General features: G+C 73.2%; 18 protein-coding genes. 9 read left to right on the forward strand and 9 right to left on the reverse strand.

All coding sequences use genetic code 11. The features are described from left to right. The first annotated feature begins 87 nt into the window (after nt 1–87). Nucleotides 88–648: a type 1 glutamine amidotransferase domain-containing protein gene (locus tag AB0B83_RS03385; RefSeq protein WP_357576768.1), complete on the forward strand. Its 561-nt coding sequence runs from the start codon at nt 88–90 to the stop codon at nt 646–648. A gap of 108 nt (nt 649–756) precedes the next feature. Beyond that, nucleotides 757–2,424 carry an MDR family MFS transporter gene (locus AB0B83_RS03390; RefSeq protein WP_357576769.1) on the forward strand — a complete coding sequence of 556 codons (1,668 nt, stop codon included), beginning with the start codon at nt 757–759 and terminating at the stop codon, nt 2,422–2,424. Nucleotides 2,425–2,448: 24 nt separating this feature from the next. Here AB0B83_RS03390 and AB0B83_RS03395 read toward each other — a convergent pair whose 3' ends face one another. Continuing rightward, nucleotides 2,449–2,940: an NUDIX domain-containing protein gene (locus AB0B83_RS03395; RefSeq protein WP_357576770.1), complete on the reverse strand. Its 492-nt coding sequence runs from the start codon at nt 2,938–2,940 to the stop codon at nt 2,449–2,451. 83 nt (nt 2,941–3,023) lie between these two features. On the opposite strand from AB0B83_RS03395, the gene AB0B83_RS03400 reads away from it, so the two are divergent. Continuing rightward, the gene (locus AB0B83_RS03400) at nt 3,024–4,673 is read left to right on the forward strand and encodes a fatty acid--CoA ligase (protein WP_357576771.1); all 1,650 of its coding nucleotides are present in this window, start codon (nt 3,024–3,026) and stop codon (nt 4,671–4,673) included. A 201-nt stretch (nt 4,674–4,874) separates the two neighbouring features. Here the strand turns inward: AB0B83_RS03400 and AB0B83_RS03405 are convergent, their stop codons facing one another. From AB0B83_RS03405 to AB0B83_RS03440, 8 genes are all read right to left on the reverse strand, one after another. After that, entirely contained in the window at nt 4,875–5,891 is a 1,017-nt protein-coding gene (locus AB0B83_RS03405; RefSeq protein WP_357576772.1) for an NADPH:quinone reductase, read from the reverse strand. A 153-nt stretch (nt 5,892–6,044) separates the two neighbouring features. Beyond that, complete coding sequence (locus AB0B83_RS03410; RefSeq protein WP_357576773.1) at nt 6,045–6,698, reverse strand: HAD family phosphatase; 654 nt, start codon at nt 6,696–6,698, stop codon at nt 6,045–6,047. A 46-nt stretch (nt 6,699–6,744) separates the two neighbouring features. After that, entirely contained in the window at nt 6,745–7,635 is an 891-nt protein-coding gene (locus AB0B83_RS03415) for a hypothetical protein (RefSeq protein WP_357576774.1), read from the reverse strand. 172 nt (nt 7,636–7,807) lie between these two features. After that, nucleotides 7,808–8,458, reverse strand: a complete 651-nt coding sequence (locus AB0B83_RS03420; RefSeq protein WP_357576775.1) for an FKBP-type peptidyl-prolyl cis-trans isomerase — start codon at nt 8,456–8,458, stop codon at nt 7,808–7,810. Between the two features lie 125 nt (nt 8,459–8,583). Next, complete coding sequence (locus AB0B83_RS03425) at nt 8,584–9,228, reverse strand: DUF4241 domain-containing protein (RefSeq protein ID WP_357576776.1); 645 nt, start codon at nt 9,226–9,228, stop codon at nt 8,584–8,586. A gap of 82 nt (nt 9,229–9,310) precedes the next feature. Continuing rightward, complete coding sequence (gene trxA, locus AB0B83_RS03430; RefSeq protein WP_357576777.1) at nt 9,311–9,658, reverse strand: thioredoxin; 348 nt, start codon at nt 9,656–9,658, stop codon at nt 9,311–9,313. After that, nucleotides 9,628–10,020 (reverse strand): MerR family transcriptional regulator, encoded by a 393-nt coding sequence (locus AB0B83_RS03435; protein ID WP_357576778.1) that lies wholly within the window; start codon nt 10,018–10,020, stop codon nt 9,628–9,630. The genes trxA and AB0B83_RS03435 overlap by 31 nt, the downstream gene beginning before the upstream one ends. A 90-nt stretch (nt 10,021–10,110) precedes the next feature. After that, nucleotides 10,111–11,127 (reverse strand): Ku protein, encoded by a 1,017-nt coding sequence (locus AB0B83_RS03440; RefSeq protein WP_357576779.1) that lies wholly within the window; start codon nt 11,125–11,127, stop codon nt 10,111–10,113. Nucleotides 11,128–11,213: 86 nt separating this feature from the next. On the opposite strand from AB0B83_RS03440, the gene ligD (AB0B83_RS03445) reads away from it, so the two are divergent. The 6 genes from ligD (AB0B83_RS03445) (at nt 11,214) to AB0B83_RS03470 (ending at nt 16,653) form a co-directional block, all read left to right on the forward strand. Beyond that, nucleotides 11,214–12,155, forward strand: coding sequence for a non-homologous end-joining DNA ligase (gene ligD, locus AB0B83_RS03445; protein WP_357576827.1), 942 nt, complete (start codon nt 11,214–11,216; stop codon nt 12,153–12,155). Further along, nucleotides 12,145–13,059 carry a non-homologous end-joining DNA ligase gene (gene ligD, locus AB0B83_RS03450; protein ID WP_357576780.1) on the forward strand — a complete coding sequence of 305 codons (915 nt, stop codon included), beginning with the start codon at nt 12,145–12,147 and terminating at the stop codon, nt 13,057–13,059. Before ligD (AB0B83_RS03445) ends, ligD (AB0B83_RS03450) begins: the two co-directional genes overlap by 11 nt. A gap of 51 nt (nt 13,060–13,110) precedes the next feature. Continuing rightward, a complete protein-coding gene (locus tag AB0B83_RS03455) occupies nt 13,111–13,821 on the forward strand; it encodes a DUF3800 domain-containing protein (protein WP_357576781.1) in 711 nt (236 codons plus the stop codon). 261 nt (nt 13,822–14,082) lie between these two features. Next, on the forward strand, nt 14,083–14,847 hold the full coding sequence (locus AB0B83_RS03460; protein WP_357576782.1) for a TIGR03089 family protein: 765 nt from the start codon (nt 14,083–14,085) through the stop codon (nt 14,845–14,847). After that, the gene (locus AB0B83_RS03465; protein WP_357576783.1) at nt 14,848–15,444 is read left to right on the forward strand and encodes a dihydrofolate reductase family protein; all 597 of its coding nucleotides are present in this window, start codon (nt 14,848–14,850) and stop codon (nt 15,442–15,444) included. Between the two features lie 249 nt (nt 15,445–15,693). Then, nucleotides 15,694–16,653 carry a zinc metalloprotease gene (locus AB0B83_RS03470; protein WP_357576784.1) on the forward strand — a complete coding sequence of 320 codons (960 nt, stop codon included), beginning with the start codon at nt 15,694–15,696 and terminating at the stop codon, nt 16,651–16,653. Nucleotides 16,654–16,755: the final 102 nt, after the last annotated feature.

Here is a 16,755-nt window from a genome sequence, read left to right on the forward strand (position 1 = left end):
CCAAACCTGCCGCCGCCGGGGAGGGGTTTCGGGCACCGGGCCCCGGGAAGGGACGGACGGTACCCCCGGGAGAGGAGAGAGACCGAGATGGCAGCGACGACACTTCAGGGCAAGCGGATCGCGTTCCTGGCCGCCGACGGCGTCGAGGAGGTCGAGTACGTCCAGCCCCGCGAGGCGGTGGAGCAGGCCGGCGCCACGGTGGAGCTGGTCTCGCTCAAGCCCGGCACCATCCAGTCCTTCAACCACCTGGACCAGTCGAAGACGTACGACGTGGACGTGACCGCGGCCGACGCGGACGCGGCCGGCTACGACGCGCTGGTGCTGCCCGGCGGGGTGGCGAACCCGGACTTCCTGCGGGCCGACGCGGACGCGGTGCGCTTCGTCAGGGCGTTCTTCGACGCCGGCAAGCCGGTCGGGGTGATCTGCCACGGGCCGTGGACGCTCATCGAGGCGGACGTGGTGCGGGGCCGCCGGCTCACCTCCTGGCCCAGCCTGCGCACCGACCTGGTCAACGCCGGCGCGGACTGGGTCGACGAGCAGGTCGTCACGGACGGCGGCCTGGTCAGCAGCCGCAAGCCGGACGATCTGCCGGCCTTCTGCGCCAAGATCGTCGAAGAGTTCGCCGAGGGCCCGCACTCGTCCCGCTGACCGATCGTTGGTCGTGAGGTCGGTGGCCGCAGTGCCACCGGCCCCACGATCGACGAGGTGCCCTACGCTCCGCACGCATGTTTCGGGTGAGCGGGGAAAGGAGGCGGGATGACCACGGAAGCCCCGGCGCTCGGCGGGCGACAGATCCGGCTGCTGATGTTCGGCCTGATGACCGGCATGTTGTTGGCCGCGCTCGACCAGACCATCGTCGGCACCGCGCTGCCGACCATCGTCGGCGAGCTGGGCGGGATCAACCACTACTCGTGGGTGGTGACCGCGTACCTGCTGGCCTCCACGGCCTCGACGCCGCTCTACGGCAAGATGGCCGACCTGTACGGGCGACGCCCCGTCTTCCTCTTCTCCATCGGCACGTTCCTGCTCGGCTCGCTGCTGGCCGGCCTGTCGCAGGACATGACCCAGCTCATCGTCACCCGGGGGGTCCAGGGCCTCGGCGCCGGCGGCCTGATGACGCTCGCGTTCACCATCATCTCGGACGTGGTGTCGCCCCGGGAGCGCGGTCGCTACCAGGGCCTGTTCGGGGCGGTCTTCGGCCTCTCCTCGGTCGCCGGGCCGCTGGTCGGCGGCTACTTCGCCGAGACCGACTGGCGGTGGATCTTCTACATCAACGTGCCGCTGGGGATCCTGGCGATCGTCGTGTGCTCCCGGGTGCTGCGGCTGATCCCGTTCACCAGGCGCGACCACTCGATCGACTGGCTCGGCGCGGCGCTGCTGGTCGCCGGGGTGAGCTGCCTGCTGCTCGCGCTGAGCTGGGGCGGCAACGAGTACGCCTGGGGCTCCGGGGTGATCATCGGCCTCTTCGTCGCGGGCGCGGTGCTCGGCGTGCTCTTCGTGCTCCAGGAGGCCCGGGTGGCCGAGCCGATCCTGCCGCTGCGACTGTTCCGCAGCGCCACGTTCGCGCTGGCCAACTCGGCCGGCTTCGTGCTCGGCCTGGTGATGTTCGGCTCGATCATCTTCATCCCGCTCTACCTCCAGATCGTCCGGGGCGCCTCGCCCACCCGCAGCGGCCTGCTGATGCTGCCGATGATGGCCGGCATCATCGTCACCTCGGTGCTGACCGGCCGGGCGATGAGCCGGATCGGCCGGTACAAGTGGTTCCCGGTGTCCGGCGCGGCGGTGCTGCTGGTCGGCATGCTGCTGTTCACCCGGCTGGAGGTGGACACCTCGCTCTGGGCGGCCTTCGGCTTCATGGTCGTGATCGGGGTCGGGCTGGGGCTCTGCATGCAGTCGCTGATCCTGGCCGTGCAGAACTCCGTGTCGATGCGCGACCTGGGCGCCGGCACCTCGTCGGCGACGTTCTTCCGGTCGCTGGGCGGCTCGTTCGGCGTCGCCATCCTCGGCGCGGTGCTGTCGTCGCGGCTCACCTCGGAACTCGCTGACCGGCTGCCGGGCGCGATCGCCGTACTGCCGCCGGAGCAGCAGGCCGCCGTCGCGGCGAGCGGCGGGGCGGACGTCTCGGTCAACGATCCGGCGACCATCCTGGCGCTCCCCGCCCCGGTGCGCGCGGCCGTCCAGGCCGCGTTCGTCGAGTCGCTGCACCTGGTCTTCCTGACCACCGGCCTGATCGCGATCGTGGCGGTGCTGGTCACGCTGGCGCTGCCGAACGAGAAGCTGCGCGGTGCGGGCCCGGGCGGCGCCACGGGCGGCACGGACGGCCTCGGCGGCGAGGGCCCGGCGCCCGGCGGCAAGCCGCTGGACAGGGAGTCGAAGGAGGAGGCCGCCGCCGAGATGGAGGCGAAGAGCCAGACGATGCTCTGACCGGCCCGGCCCGGCCCGGCCCGCCTACTTGAGGATCAGCCGGTTGGTCTGCTCGAAGACGTCCAGGTCGGCGACGGTCTCGGCGACGCTCGTGGAGAGCGGGGCCGGCAGTTGCGCCCGGTGGAAGAAGCCCGCGTCGGTCGTCTCGTCGGTGACCCGGGCCAGCTCGCCGTCCCACTCGTCGACGCGGAACGCGGTCGTGAAGATCTGGTACGTGTGGCCGTACATGTTGGTGTGGGTGCGGTCCGGGCCCGTGTAGAGGGCGAAGGCGCTGACCCGCAGCGCGCGCAGCCCGGTCTCCTCGCGTACCTCCCGGACGGCGCAGTCGGCGATCGACTCGCCCAGCTCCATCGCCCCGGCGGGCAGGGCCCACTGCCCGTTGTCGGAGCGCTGGATCAGCAGGAGGCGCCCCGCCCTGTCGCGGACCACGGCGCGGGCGCCGACGAACATCAGCGTCCGGTCACCGGCGAGCGCGCGTAGCTGTCCCACGTACGAATCGGCCCAGGAGATGCTCACCCGGACAATTTACGGTGCCGTTACGGTCTCGACCGGCATTCCAGGGTTCCCAACCTGTGACCGCCGACACTACTTTGTTACCCATGCGTAGCACGATGATGGACGCTCCCCTCCAGGTCGCCCGGATCCTCGGCCACGGCGCCACCGTGCACGGCACGGCGGAGGTCGTCACCTGGACGGGCGGCGAGCCGCGCCGGATGACGTACGCCGAGGTCGGGCGCACGGCGGCCCGGCTGGCCCACGCGCTGCGCGACGAGTGCGGTGTCACCGGCGACGAGCGGGTCGCCACCTTCATGTGGAACAACGCCGAGCACCTGGTGGCGTACTTCGCGGTGCCCAGCATGGGCGCGGTGCTGCACACCCTCAACCTCCGGCTCTTCCCCGACCAGGTCGCCTACATCGCCAACCACGCCGAGGACCGGGTGGTGCTCGTCGACTCGACGCTCATTCCGCTGCTGGCCCGGGTGATCGGCGAGCTGGGCACCGTGCGGCACGTGGTGGTCGTCGGCGGCGGCGACCCGGCCCCGCTCACGGCGGCGGCCGGCGACCGGATCGCCGTGCACCACTGGGACGCGCTGCTGGCCGACCGTCCGGACGTCTTCGACTGGCCCGAGGTGGACGAGCGCGACGCCGCCGCCCTCTGCTACACCTCGGGGACCACCGGCAACCCGAAGGGCGTGGCCTACTCGCACCGCTCGATCTACCTGCACTCCCTCCAGGTCTGCATGCCGGAGGGGTTCGGTCTCGGCCCGACCGACCGCGAGCTGGCCATCGTGCCGATGTTCCACGCGATGTCCTGGGGCCTGCCGTACGCGGCCTTCCTCTCGGGGGCGTCGCTGATCATGCCGGACCGGTTCCTCCAGGCCGCGCCGATCGCCGACATGATCGCCGCCGAGCGGCCCACCCTGGCCGGCGCGGTGCCGACCATCTGGACGGACCTGCTGGCCCACCTGGACGCCCACGACGTGGACAGTTCCTCGCTGCGGGAGGTGATCGTCGGCGGCTCGGCCTGCCCGCCGGCGCTGATGCACGCGTTCGCCGAGCGGCACGGCATCGACGTCATCCACGCCTGGGGGATGACGGAGATGTCCCCGCTGGGCTCGGTCTCCCGGCCGCCGGCCGGCGCGACCGGCGAGGAGGCCTGGCGCTACCGCTACACGCAGGGCCGGGTGCCGGCCGGGGTCGAGGCCCGCATCGTCGGCCCGCTGGGCGAGCCGCTGCCCGCCGACGGGGCGTCGGTCGGCGAGCTGGAGGTCCGCGGGCCGTGGGTGACCGCGCGGTACGTCGGCGACGACGTGCCCGACGAGGAGAAGTTCCGCGACGGCTGGCTGCGTACCGGCGACGTCGGCACCCTCTCGCCGGACGGGTACATCACGCTCACCGACCGGGCCAAGGACGTCATCAAGTCCGGCGGCGAGTGGATCTCCTCGGTCGAGCTGGAGAACGCCCTGATGGCCCACCCGGCGGTGCTGGAGGCCTGCGTGGTGGGGGTGCCCGACGAGCGCTGGGGTGAGCGGCCGCTCGCCACCGTCGTGCTGCGCGAGGGTGCGGCGGCGACGGTCGAGGAGCTGCGGGAGTTCCTGGCCGGGTCGGTGGCCCGCTGGCAGTTGCCGGAACGCTGGGCCGTCATCGACGCGGTGCCGAAGACCAGCGTCGGTAAGTTCGACAAGAAGGTCGTCCGTTCCCGGTACGCCGGGGGCGAACTGAGTGTCCGGGAGCTGACCGCCCCGTAACGTTCTCAGGCGCACCGTCGCCTGTTGGGGTAGGGAACACTCCTGAACTCCCTCCCCAGGGGCGGCCCCGGCGTTCGCACCGCGCCGGGGCCGCCCGCTCCATGCGGGGGTACCCGCACCGTCATTGTTGCGAAACTTGTTCGCCTCTGTGCCCACTACGGGGAAATCCGCCCAGCTCAGAGGGCTTTCGGCCGCCGGTCGTCACTCGTCCCCGCTGGTGGTGATCAGCACCTTCCCGACCACCGAGTTCTCGACCGCCTCGTGGGCCGCGACGGCCGCCGAGAGCGGGTGGCGGTGCAGCGGCAGGCCCGCGTCCTCGCCCACCCGGATCCCGCCCTGCGCCGCCGCGGCGGCCACGTCCACCACCGCCTGGGCCTTGGCCGCCTTCGGCTCGGTGTAGACGAGGACGAACTGGAACCGCGCGTTCGGCGCCATCAACGGCCGGATCGGCAGGGTCACCTCGTCCCCGCCGTCGTCGGCGTAGACGCAGACCGCCCCGCCACGCCGGAGCAGTTGGACGTCGGCGGCGGCGTTGCGCGCCGCGGAGACCTCGACGATCGTGTGCACCCCGTCGGGCGCGATCTTGCGGACCTCCTCGACCACGTCCTGCGTCCGGTAGTCGACCACGAAGGACGCGCCGGCCGCCGCCGCCAACTGCGCCTTCTCCGGGCTGCTGACGGTGGCGACCACGCAGGCGTCCGCCCAGCGGGCGAGCTGGATGGCCGCGTTGCCCACCACGCCCGCCCCGCCCTGCACGAGCACCGTGTGGTCGCTGAGCGCGCCCGCGTGCAGCCGGTCCGGCGTGTACTCGCCGGCCGTCAGGCAGCGGTGCGCGGTGAGGAAGGGGATGCCCAGGCTGGCGCCCAGCTCGAAGGAGGCGTCCCCGAGGGGCACCGCCTGCCGGGCCGGCACCACCGTGTACTCGGCGGCGGTGCCCCAGGGCCGCTGCCACGCGGCCTCCCACAGCCAGACCCGCTCGCCGATCAGATCCCGGTCGACGCCCTCGCCCACCGCCTCGATCACCCCCGCGCCGTCCTGCCCCGGCGTCTGCCAGTCGCGCGGCATCGGCCCCTGCGAGCGGGCCTTCCAGTCCGTCGGGTTCACCCCGGAGAACGCCACCCGCACCAGGACCTCGCCGGGGCCGGGCTCCGGCACCGGCCGGTCGACCAGTTGCAGCACCGAGGCGTCGCCGGTGCGCTCGTACACGATCGCCTTCATCCCCGTCTCCTCACCCGGCAGCCCCGGCCGGGGCGCCGTGGCTGCCGTACCCGGCGGATCCGCGCTCATGCCCGCGCCCGGTGGGCGGGCCTGGGGTTGGGCTGGCGTTGCTTCGGGGGCGCCGAGTCAGGGTGTGTCGGCCTGGTGGGCTGCCTACCCGAGGCGGTCCACGGTCTGCGGGGTCAGCTCCCCGACCGTGCCCAGGACCAGCGTCGCCAGGCGTTCGGCGTCCGGGTCCAGCGGGTACGCCCCGTGCGGCACCGCCACCACCGTCATCCGGGCGGCGGCGGCCGAGCGGACGCCGTTGGACGAGTCCTCCACGGCCACGCAGCGGGCCGGGTCGACGCCCAGCCGCTCGGCGACCGCCAGGTAGACGTCGGGCGCCGGCTTGCCCCGCTCGGTCTCCTCGGTCGACAGCGTGGCGCCGAACGCCCCGGTCAGGTCCGTCGCGGCCAGCGCCGCCGCGATCAGCCGGGTCGGCGACGAGCTGGCCAGCCCCAGCGGCCACCGTTCGGCCAGCCGGCGCACGACCTGGTCGGCCCCGTCGATCAGCGGTACGCGCTCCGCGTACCGCCGGGTCATCTCCTCGATCACCTCGGCGGCGACCTGCTCGGGGCTGCGGTCGACGCCCAGCTCACCGCTCAGGTAGCGGGCCCACTCGCCGGTGCTCATGCCCATCAGCCGGCGCTGCGTGTCGGGCTGCCAGGTGCCGCCGTGCGCCGCGACGTACGCCCGCCGGACCTCCTCCCACACCGGCTCGGAGTCCACGATCACGCCGTCCAGGTCGAAGACCACCGCATCCGCCACGGACCCATCCTGCCCCATCGGCGGCGTCCGGGCCGGTGGGCGGGGGTCAGCTCCGCAGCGCGGGCAGGCCGATCGGGTTGCCCTCCGGGATGACGGTGTGGGCGGCGCGGGCGATCGGTTCGAGCAGCTCCCGCAGCCGCTCGGTGCGCTCCGGGCCCAGCGTCCGCCACGGGCGGGCGGCGGCGGCGTCGGTGGCGTCCTCGATCGCCTGGAACCGGGCGAGACCCTGCTCGGTCGGCTTCCCGTCCGGGGTGAGCCAGCCCCGCTCGGCCAGCCGGGCGCGGGCGGCGGCCCACTGCTCCTCCGACCAGCCGCGCCCGAGCAGGTTCAGCGGCGAGATGTCGACCGCGACCCGCCACGCCAGCGTCTCCACCGGGTCGAGGTCGGCCGCGACCAGCGCGGCGATGTGCCCGTCGCCGCGCTGCTCGCGCAGGGTGGTGGCGGCCTGCCAGAGCCGGGCCAGCGGGTACTCGCCGCGCGGCAGGGCGGCGTTGGCGGCGCCCAGCACCCGGCCGGCGGGCTCCGCCTCGGCCGCGGCGGCCTCCAGCAGCTCGGCCGCCTCGACGAGGTGCGACTCCGGCAGCTCGTAGGTCAGCTCGGCCAGCGCCTGCACCGCGCCCGTGAGCCGCGCCCGCAGCGCCTCCTCCGGGGTGGCCAGCCGCCAGACGGCCGGCAGCGCCCGCGCCACCGTGTGCGGGGCGAAGTTGAAGAACGCCGCCGTCACCGGGGCGGGCTCGGCGGCCCCCAGCGGCGCGGCCCGGCCGGCGAAGTAGCCGCGCCAGAAGCCCCGCAGCCCGACCGCCTCGAAGGCGGCCCGGGCGCGGGGGTGGAAGTAGGTGATCGCGTGGACCGGCTCGTAGTGGGTCCACAACACCCGGGCGGTCCGCCCCGCGTCGTCCAGCGCCGTCACGTGCACCTCCGCGTCCGGTCCGGTCATCACCCCGGACGGTCGGACCGCCCGGGGTGACGCTGAACCTACTGCCGGTGGCGGAGGGGCCGGAAGCCCCCTGTGGGGTACTGCATCAACGACGGGCGACATCCCGGGCGAACCGGGCCGCTATCGCGGGGCAACGGCCCGGTCACGGAGCTTGACCGGGCCGGTTCGCGGGTCACTGCGCCGCGAGCACGTCCACGACGAAGCGCAGCGGGCCGGCGGGACGGCCGCCGGGCGGGTTCGTGCCGTACGCCAGCTCGGCCGGAAGGTCGAGCTGCACGCGGCTGCCGACGGTCACCCCGACGAGGCCCTGGTCCCAGCCCGGGATGACCTGGCCGACGCCGATGGCGAAGGTCGCCGGCTGCCCGGCGTTCCACGACGAGTCGAACTCCTTGCCGTCCTTGTAGAAGACGCCGACGTAGTTCGTGGTGATCGTCTGACCCTTCTTCACCGCCGGGCCGGTGCCCTTGATCATCGGGGTCACGACGAGCTTCTTCAGCTCGCCCTCGCCGGCCGTGACCTTCGGCTTGGTGCCCAGGGCCGGGTCGGCCCCCTCCGGGAGCTGCGGGGCGGGGGGCGTGTCGGCGGCGGGGGCGCTGGCGGACGGGCCGGCCGAGGGGGCGCTGGCCGTCTGGTCCTTGTCGCCGTCGCTGTTGCGCCCGATCGTCACGAAGACGGTGATCAGCACCGCGACGACCGCGACCCCGGCGAGCCCGCCGGCCCAGGCCTGCCGGCGGCGCTTCGCCTCGGCCGCCTTCTGGGCGGCCAACTGGGCGGCCAGCCGCCGCTCCGACTTCTGGGACCGGTTCTGCGTACGCTCGCTCACGGCGTCGACTCCCTGCTGCGAAGGTGGTGGCCGGCATCGGAGTGCCGGGGGGAAAGCCGACGCACACGGTACCCGCCCGGCCGCCCACCGCGCCGCCTCGACCGTGGCCGCCCCCGCCGCACGGGTCACGCCGGCCCCGGCACCACCATGAAGTCGGTCACGAACGAGGTGACCCGGCCGTCGGCGGTCCGCCCGATCCAGGTGCCGTAGCAGCCGTCGCCCCAGCCGGACCAGACCGTCACCACGTTGGCCCCGGTCGCCTCGTCGAGCACCGCGGCGACGTGCCCCGGCACCGGCCCGCCCGCGGGCTCGTCCGCGACGAAGACGTCCGTCACCGCGCCCTCGTCCCACGTTTCCAGGGCGGCCAGCGCGGTCGGGTCGGCCAGGGTGCCGATGCCGGTGTCCACCCCGTAGCCGAACCAACCGTCGGACTTGAGGGCCGAGACGTCCTGGTCGCCGACCAGCGCCATCTCCCAGCGGGCCGCCGGCTCGTCGTGGACCACCAGTTCGAGGGCGGCCACCCGCCGGTCCGCCTCGGTGTCCTCGCCCCGCACCACCGCGACCCAGGCCCGGGCCGGGTAGCGGCCGGGGGCCACCCCGACCGTGAACGGTTCGTCCTCGGGGCAGGCCACCGGGTCGCAGCCGACCACCCGCCCCGTCGGCAGCACGACGTCGCCCAGCGGGTGCACCTCCATGACGTACGTGGCGTGTTCGTCGGCGAAGCGGGCGCCGGGTGTCAGCAGCCGGTCCAGGTCGGGGGTGTACGGCATGGGGTTCCTCTCGCGGCGGGGGCCGGCGGAGCCTACCCGCGGTGATCCGCACCTGCGAGACCGCACCGCGCCGGCCGGCGGTTCAGCCCGCGAGATGCCGTGCCAACCCCTGGCGCAGGTGGTGCTTCGGGCGGGAGCCGACGATCGAGCCGACCACCTGCCCGTGGCGGAAGACCAGGAGGGTGGGCAGGGACATCACGCCGTAGGTGCGGGTGGCCGTCGGGTTGGCGTCGGTGTCGATCGTGGCCACGAGCAGCCGCCCGGCGAACTCCTCGGCGAGCTCGGCGAGGCTGCGGGAGATGGCCCGGCACGGCGGGCACCAGTCCGCCCAGAAGTCCACCACCACCGGTCGGTCGGCGGCGAGCACCACGGTGGCGAAGGTGTCGTCGGTGACGGCGGTCAGCGAGCCGCCCGGCGCAGTCTCGAGCATGTTTCCTCCCGTTGGGTGATGGCGTGGGCGAGTTGGTCGCGCAACTCCTGGCGGACCGCGTGCAGCCGGTCGATGCCGGCGTCGACCTCGGCCAGCTTGCGCCGCAGCACGGCCACCGAGTCGGGGCAGACGTGACCGGAGGCGTTGCCGGCCCGCAGGCAGGCGACGAACGGGCGGATGTCGTCCAGGCCGAAGCCCACCGCCAGCAGCGCCCGGATCTCGCGTACGACGTGCAGCTCCGCCTCGTCGTAGACCCGGTATCCGTTGGCCGAGCGGGCCGCCCGGACCAGGCCGTGCGTCTCGTAGTAACGCAGGGCCCGGGTGCTCGTGCCGGCGCGCTCCGCCAGCTCACCGATCAGCATCCGACCTCCCTCGTCCGACCCGACCGACGCTAGACCTTCCCACCGGCGTCAAGGCAACCTCGTACGGCGGGAGGCGCGTACGACCAGGGGTCAGGCCGTCTTGCGGGCCGTCTTCTTCGCGGCGGCCTTCTTCGCGGCGGGCTTCTTCTCGCCCTCGGCGGCCTTCTTCGGGGCGGCCTTCTTGGCGGCGGCCTTCTTCGGCGCGGCCTTCTTCTCGGCGGTCTTCTTGGCCGGCGCCTTCGCCGCCTTCTTCTCGGCGGCCTTCTTCTGCGCGGAGCGGGCGGCCGAGATCGGGGTCGGCTCCCCGCCGCCACCGGCCGGCGCCTCGCCCCGGGCGGACCGGGCGCGCTCGACGGACGCCTTCAGCGCCGCCATCAGGTCCACCGCCGCAGCCGGAGCCTCCTCGACCTCCTCCGGCTGGACCACCTCGCGACCCTCCACCTTGGCGTCGATGACCTCCTGCAGGGCCGCCCGGTAGTCGTCGGTGAAGGCGTCCGGCTCGAACTCGCCGGCCATCGAGTCGATCAGCGAGCTGGCCATCGCCAGCTCCGGCGGGCGGACCTTCAGGTCCTCGTCGAGGAAGCCGAAGTCGGGCTTCCGGATCTCGTCCGGCCAGAGCATCGTGTTGAGCAGCAGCACCCCCTCGCGGACCCGCAGCGTGGCGAGCTGCTCCCGCTGGCGCAGCGCCACCTTGACGATCGCCACCCGCTCCGAGTCGGCGAGCGCGTCGCGCAGCAGCACGTACGGCTTGGTGGCGGTGCCCTCCGGCTCCAGGAAGTACGCCTTGTTGTAGAGGATCGGGTCGACCTGCTCGGCCGGGACGAACTCCAGCACGTCGATCGCGCGCGAGCTGGACAGCGGCAGCTCGGCGAAGTCCTCGTCGGTGAGGATCACCATCTCGCCGCCGCCGATGTCGTAGCCCTTGGCGATGTCGTCGTAGGTGACCTCCTCGCCGCAGATCTGGCAGGTGCGCTTGTAGCGGATGCGCCCGCCGTCCTCCCGGTGCACCTGGTGGAAGCGGATGTCCTTCTCCTCGGTGGCCGAGTAGAGCTTGACCCCGATGGAGACGAGCCCGAACGAGACGGCTCCCTTCCAGATGGCCCGCATCCCCGTGCTCCTCTCGCCGGTACAGCCCAGGATCGCAAATGATCGAAGGCCACGCGAGCGCTTCGGTGCGCAAGTACAGTCGGGACGTGCCCGGCGCGCCGCTCAAGCCGATGCTCGCGATGACCGGGCAGCTCCCGGCGGGTGCCGGCTGGGCGTACGAGTTCAAGTGGGACGGCGTCCGCGCGCTCGCCGACATCTCCGGCGGCCGGCAGCACCTGTACGCCCGCAGCGGCGTGGAGATCACCGCCGCGTACCCCGAGCTGGCCACCCTGCACGAGCAGGCGGGCGATGCGCTGCTCGACGGCGAGGTGGTGCTGCTCGGCGAGACCGGCCAGCCCTCGTTCACGGCCCTGGCGGAGCGGATGCACGTGCGCGACCGGAACAAGGCCGCCCGGCTGGCGGCGGTCGCCCCGGTGACGTACATGATCTTCGACCTGCTCCGGCTCGACGGCGAGGACCTGACCGGCCGGTCGTACGCCCGCCGGCGGGCGGCCCTGGACGGCCTGGCGCTCGGCGGCGCCCGGTGGGCGGTGTCGCCGCTCTTCGGCGACGGCCCGGCCACCTACGAGGCGGCCGGCGAGCACGGCCTGGAGGGGGTGATGGCCAAGCGGGTCGACTCGGTCTACCGGCCGGGCGTGCGCTCGCCGGACTGGGTGAAGGTCAAGCTGGAGGTCACCGGCGACTTCGTGGTCGGCGGCTGGCGGCCCGGGGCGCGCCGGATCGGCGGCCTGCTGGTCGGGGTGCCGCGCCCCGACGGGCGGCTCACCTACCGGGGGCGCGTCGGCGGCGGCATCGGCGCGGCCATCGAGCGGGAACTGCTCCGCGAGCTGGAGCCGCTGCGCGCCGGCGCGTCGCCGTTCGCGGGGGACGTGCCGCGCGAGGATGCCCGGGGGGCGATCTGGGTAACACCCCTGGTCGTGGTGGAGGTGAAGTACGGCCAGCGCACCCCGGACGGGCGACTGCGGTTCCCCCGGGTGCTCCGGCTGCGGCCGGACAAACCCGCCGAGGAGGTCGACGATGCCGGCTGAGCGGTTCAAGGTGGACGTGGAGGGGCGCGCGCTGGAGTTGTCCAACCTGGACAAGGTGCTGTATCCCGAGGCCGGGTTCACCAAGGGCGAGGTGATCGACTACTACACCCGGATCGCCCCGGTGCTCCTGCCGCACCTGGCCGACCGGGCGCTCACCCGGATCCGCTTCCCCAACGGGGTCACCGGCGGCTCCTTCTTCGAGAAGAACGCCCCGGCCGCCACCCCCGGCTGGGTACGCACCGAGACGCTGCCCGCGCCCGGGTCCAGCAAGGGCCGGGACACCATCGACTATGTGGTCGCCGACGACCTGCCCACCCTGGTCTGGCTGGCCAACCTCGCCGCCCTGGAGCTGCACACGCCGCAGTGGAAGGTCGGCGAGCAGCCCGACATGATGGTCGTCGACCTCGATCCCGGGCCGCCGGCGGCGCTGCGCCAGTGCTGCCAGGTGGCGCTGCTGATGCGCGACCGGCTCGCCGACGACGGCATCTCCTCGTATCCCAAGACCTCGGGGAAGAAGGGCATGCAGCTCTGCTGCCCGGTCGCCGGTACCCAGTCGGCCGATCTGGTCTCCGACTACGCGAAGCGGATCGCGCAGGAGCTGGAGCGGGCGCACCCGAAGCTTGTCGTGTCGAAGATGGCGAAGAACCTGCGGCCGGGCAAGGTCTTCATCGACTGGAGCCAGAACAACGCCGCCAAGACGACCGTGTCGCCGTACTCGCTGCGGGCGCAGTCCGTGCCGTCCGTCTCCACCCCGCTGACCTGGGACGAGGTCGAGGCGGGCGCGGCGGGGAAGCGGCCGGCGACGAAACCGTACACGGCGGGGGAGGTGCTCAAGCGGGTGGAGAAGCAGGGCGACCTGCTGGCCCCGCTACTCGACGGCGGCCCTGAACTGCCCGCCCGTTGACTCGCCGGTGGAGTCCACGCCGGTCACCTGGCGTCGTCGTACTCTCACCGGGTGTTGCTCACGTACGTCGACGAGTCGTTCACCGACCGCCTCTACTGGATCGGGGCGCTGCTGGTGCCCGACGTGGTCGCGATGCCGTTGAGCGAGGCACTCGACCAGGTGATGGACCACGCCACCAAGACGTACGGCGTGCCGCCCGCGACCGAGTTGCACGGTTACGACATCTTCCACGCCAGGTCTGTCTGGAAGGGAGTGCCGCCCCGCGCCCGGATCGCGGTCTACCGGGCGGCGATGGAGGCGATCGGCGCTCACAACGTCACGATCATCATCCGGGGCGTGCAGCGGGCGGCACTGGCCAAGAGGTACGCCGCAGACGCGCGACCGGCGCACGAGGTGGTGCTGTCGCACCTGCTGGAGAGGGTCGACGGATATGCAGCGAGCCGGGAGGAATATGCGCTGGTCATCGCCGACGAGGTGCAGGAGCAGGCGGTGCACCGGGCCGACCTGACGCGGTATCGCGTGTCCGGGACCGGCGGGTACCGGTCGAGGAAGCTCACGCGGATCGTCGACACGCTGCACTTCGCCCCGTCGCACGCGAGCCGGCTCGTTCAGGCAGTCGACCTGGTGACGTTCCTGTTCCAGCGCCTCGACCGGCCCGGTGCCGACACTCGGGAAACGGCGGCAAACGAGCGCTTGTGGTCCCTGGTCGCGTCCCGTTGCTATCACAGCTGGTGCTGGGATCCGCTGGCCAAGGTCCCGTGACCCCGGACGCACGAAGGGCCCGCGTCAGCGGGCCCTAAGGCGGGTGCGGGAGCCCCGAAGGGCGTCCTGCGACCTCCAGGCTAGCAGGAGTTTGTGCGTCAGCACACGAAGAAGCCCAGGTGACATGGCGTGCGGGAGGCTCTGGCGCCCGCCCCGTGACAGGCCCGGCTGGCGGGGAGCGCTGCCTGGCCGGGCGCGTCGGTGCCCCGTCGGCCCGTCCCCGGTTCAGTAGGCTGACCGCAGCCTGCCGAGGAGTGCGACATGAACATGACCGATGCCCTCGTCCGGGAGCCGCTGACCGGGGGCCGGGCGGCGGAGGTGGACCGGCCGCTGCTCACCTACCTCGACGACGCCACCGGTGAGCGGGTCGACCTGACCGCGACGGAGCTGGGTGGCTGGGCGGCGCGGGCCGCCGGGCTGCTGCGCGAGGGCTGCGGGCTGGGCGTCGGCGACCGGGCGGCCGTGCTGCTCCCGGCGCACTGGCAGAGCGCCGCCGTGCTGCTGGGCGCCTGGTCGGCCGGGGTGGCGGTGTCCTTCCGGCCCCGGGCGACCGCCGGCCTGCCGCCGGTCGAGCCGGGCGCCGACGAGCCGTACGACGCCGTCTTCGTCAGCGCCGAGCGGCTCGACGACTGGCTGGAGGACGTGCCCGAGGCGCGGCACCGCTTCGTGCTCTCCCTCGGCGTCACCCCGCGCGCCCCGGCCCCCGAGGAATACCGGGACTGGCTGGCCGAGGTGGGCCGGCACACCGACGCGCTGCCCGCGTCCGCCCCGCTGACCAGCGCCGACGCGGCCAGCCCCGACGGCACGAGCTACCGCGAGTGGGGCAGCGTCGCGCTGGCCGTCGCGGAGCGGCTCGACCTGCGGGCGGGCGACCGGCTGCTTGTCGACGTCGCCGAGCACGAGCAGCCCGTGTACTGGCTGTTGGCGCCGCTGGCCGTCGGCGCGTCGGTGGTGCTCTGCGCCAACCTGGATCCGGCCCGGTCGGACGCCCGGATCGCGGCCGAGCAGATCACCCGGGTGCTGTAGATGGCCGGGGTCTACACCGAGGCGAGCATGTCGCTGGACGGCTACATCGCCGGCCCGGGCGAGAGCGGCTTCGACCAGCTCTTTCACTGGTACGGCAACGGCGATGTCGCCACCGCGACCGCCAAGCCGGAGATGACGTTCCGCACCTCGCAGGCGAGCGCCGGGCACCTGCGGCACACCCTCGACGACACCGGCGCCCTGGTCGTCGGCCGGCGGCTGTTCGACCTCGTGGACGCCTGGGACGGCCGGCACCCCATGGACAAGCCCGTCGTGGTCGTCACCCACCACGTGCCGGACGGCTGGCCCCGGCCGGGCGCGCCGTTCACCTTCGTCACCGAGGGCGTGGAGGCCGCCGTCGCGCAGGCCAGGGAGCTGGCCGGCGACCGCTGGGTCGCGGTCAACGGCGGCAGCATCGCCCGCCAGTGCCTGGCGGCCGGGCTGCTCGACGAGATCCGGGTCAACCTGGTGCCGGTGCTGCTCGGCGACGGCGTGCCGTTCTTCGACCACGTCCGCGACGCCCCCGTCGAGCTGTCCGACCCGACGGTCGTCGAGGGCGACCGGGTCACCCACCTCTACTACCGGGTCCGTCAGCAGTAGCCGTCCGAAAGGACGAAACGGGCCTTGCCGGTACGCCCCGAGGAGGCGCGGCGCGGCCGCGGAACGCCCCGCGCGCCTCCGATCAGCGCTCCCCGGCCCCCTGGCGTTACAGGGAGAACAGGCTCTTTCCGCAGGTCTGTTGCATGCGCGATCGACGTGGTCTCATACCGGGGAGACGACGTCATCGACCTGGTCATGACAACCCCGTGTCGACTTCGCACCGCCTCCATCCTCCTGAAAGGTGCACCGATGCACAGGAGACCCATCTTCCGACTCGCGGTCCTCACCGCCACCGCCGCGACGCTCCTGGCGTCCGGCGGCGCCTACGGCGCGGTGTCAGCGGCGCCCGTGCCCGTCTCCCCAGGCGCGGCCGAGTGCGAGCCGGACGCCCACGGGCACGGCGCGGCCCGGCTCGCCGAGGGCGCCACGGCCAAGGAGCCGGAGCTCTACGCCAAGAACGAGGCGAACGCCTACGGCGTCATCAAGGACGCCCCGCGCCTGGCCAACGGCAGCGTCACCGTGCCGACGGTCTTCCACATGATCTCCGACCACCCGCTCACCGCGGCCGAGACGACCAGGTGGAACACCCTGATCGCGGCCCAGATGAAGGTGCTCAACGACTCGTTCGCGGGCCGTACCGCCGCCGACGCCTCCGACACGCCGTTCCGGTTCGACCTCGTCGACACGACGTGGACGGTGAACAGCAACTGGTACACCGTCGTGCCGGGCAAGAACGAGCGCGACATGAAGAAGGCGCTGTACACCGGCGACTCCGAGACCCTCAACGTGTACGCGGCCAACATCGGCGGCGGCCTGCTCGGCTGGGCGTACTTCCCGAAGGGCTACAACAACGGCCGCGACTACATCGACGGCGTGGTGATGCTCGACGAGTCGATGCCGGGCGGCACGGCCGGCAAGTACGCCCTCGGCGACACGCTGACGCACGAGGTCGGGCACTGGCTGATGCTGGAGCACACCTTCGCGCACGGCTGCTCCGCCTCCGGCGACTTCGTCGCGGACACCCCGCGCGAGGCGACGCCGCAGTTCAACTGCCCGATCGGCGCGGACACCTGCACCGCACCCGGGCTGGACCCGATCCACAACTTCATGGACTACACGCAGGACTCCTGCATGAACATGTTCACCCCGGGCCAGGCTGACCGGATGAGCGACGCCTGGGTCGCCTTCCGGGCCGGCGGCGCCGGCTGACGCAGTGCGCGGGTGGCGGGCCGGGCGGGCCCCGGCCCCCCCCCCCGGCCCCCGCCGCGCGCACCCCCCGCCCGGGGCCCAGAAGACTAACGCGGCCCGCGA

It is taken from the genome of Micromonospora sp. NPDC049060 (assembly GCF_040649055.1).
GTDB classification, from domain to species: Bacteria; Actinomycetota; Actinomycetes; order Mycobacteriales; family Micromonosporaceae; genus Micromonospora; species Micromonospora reichwaldensis.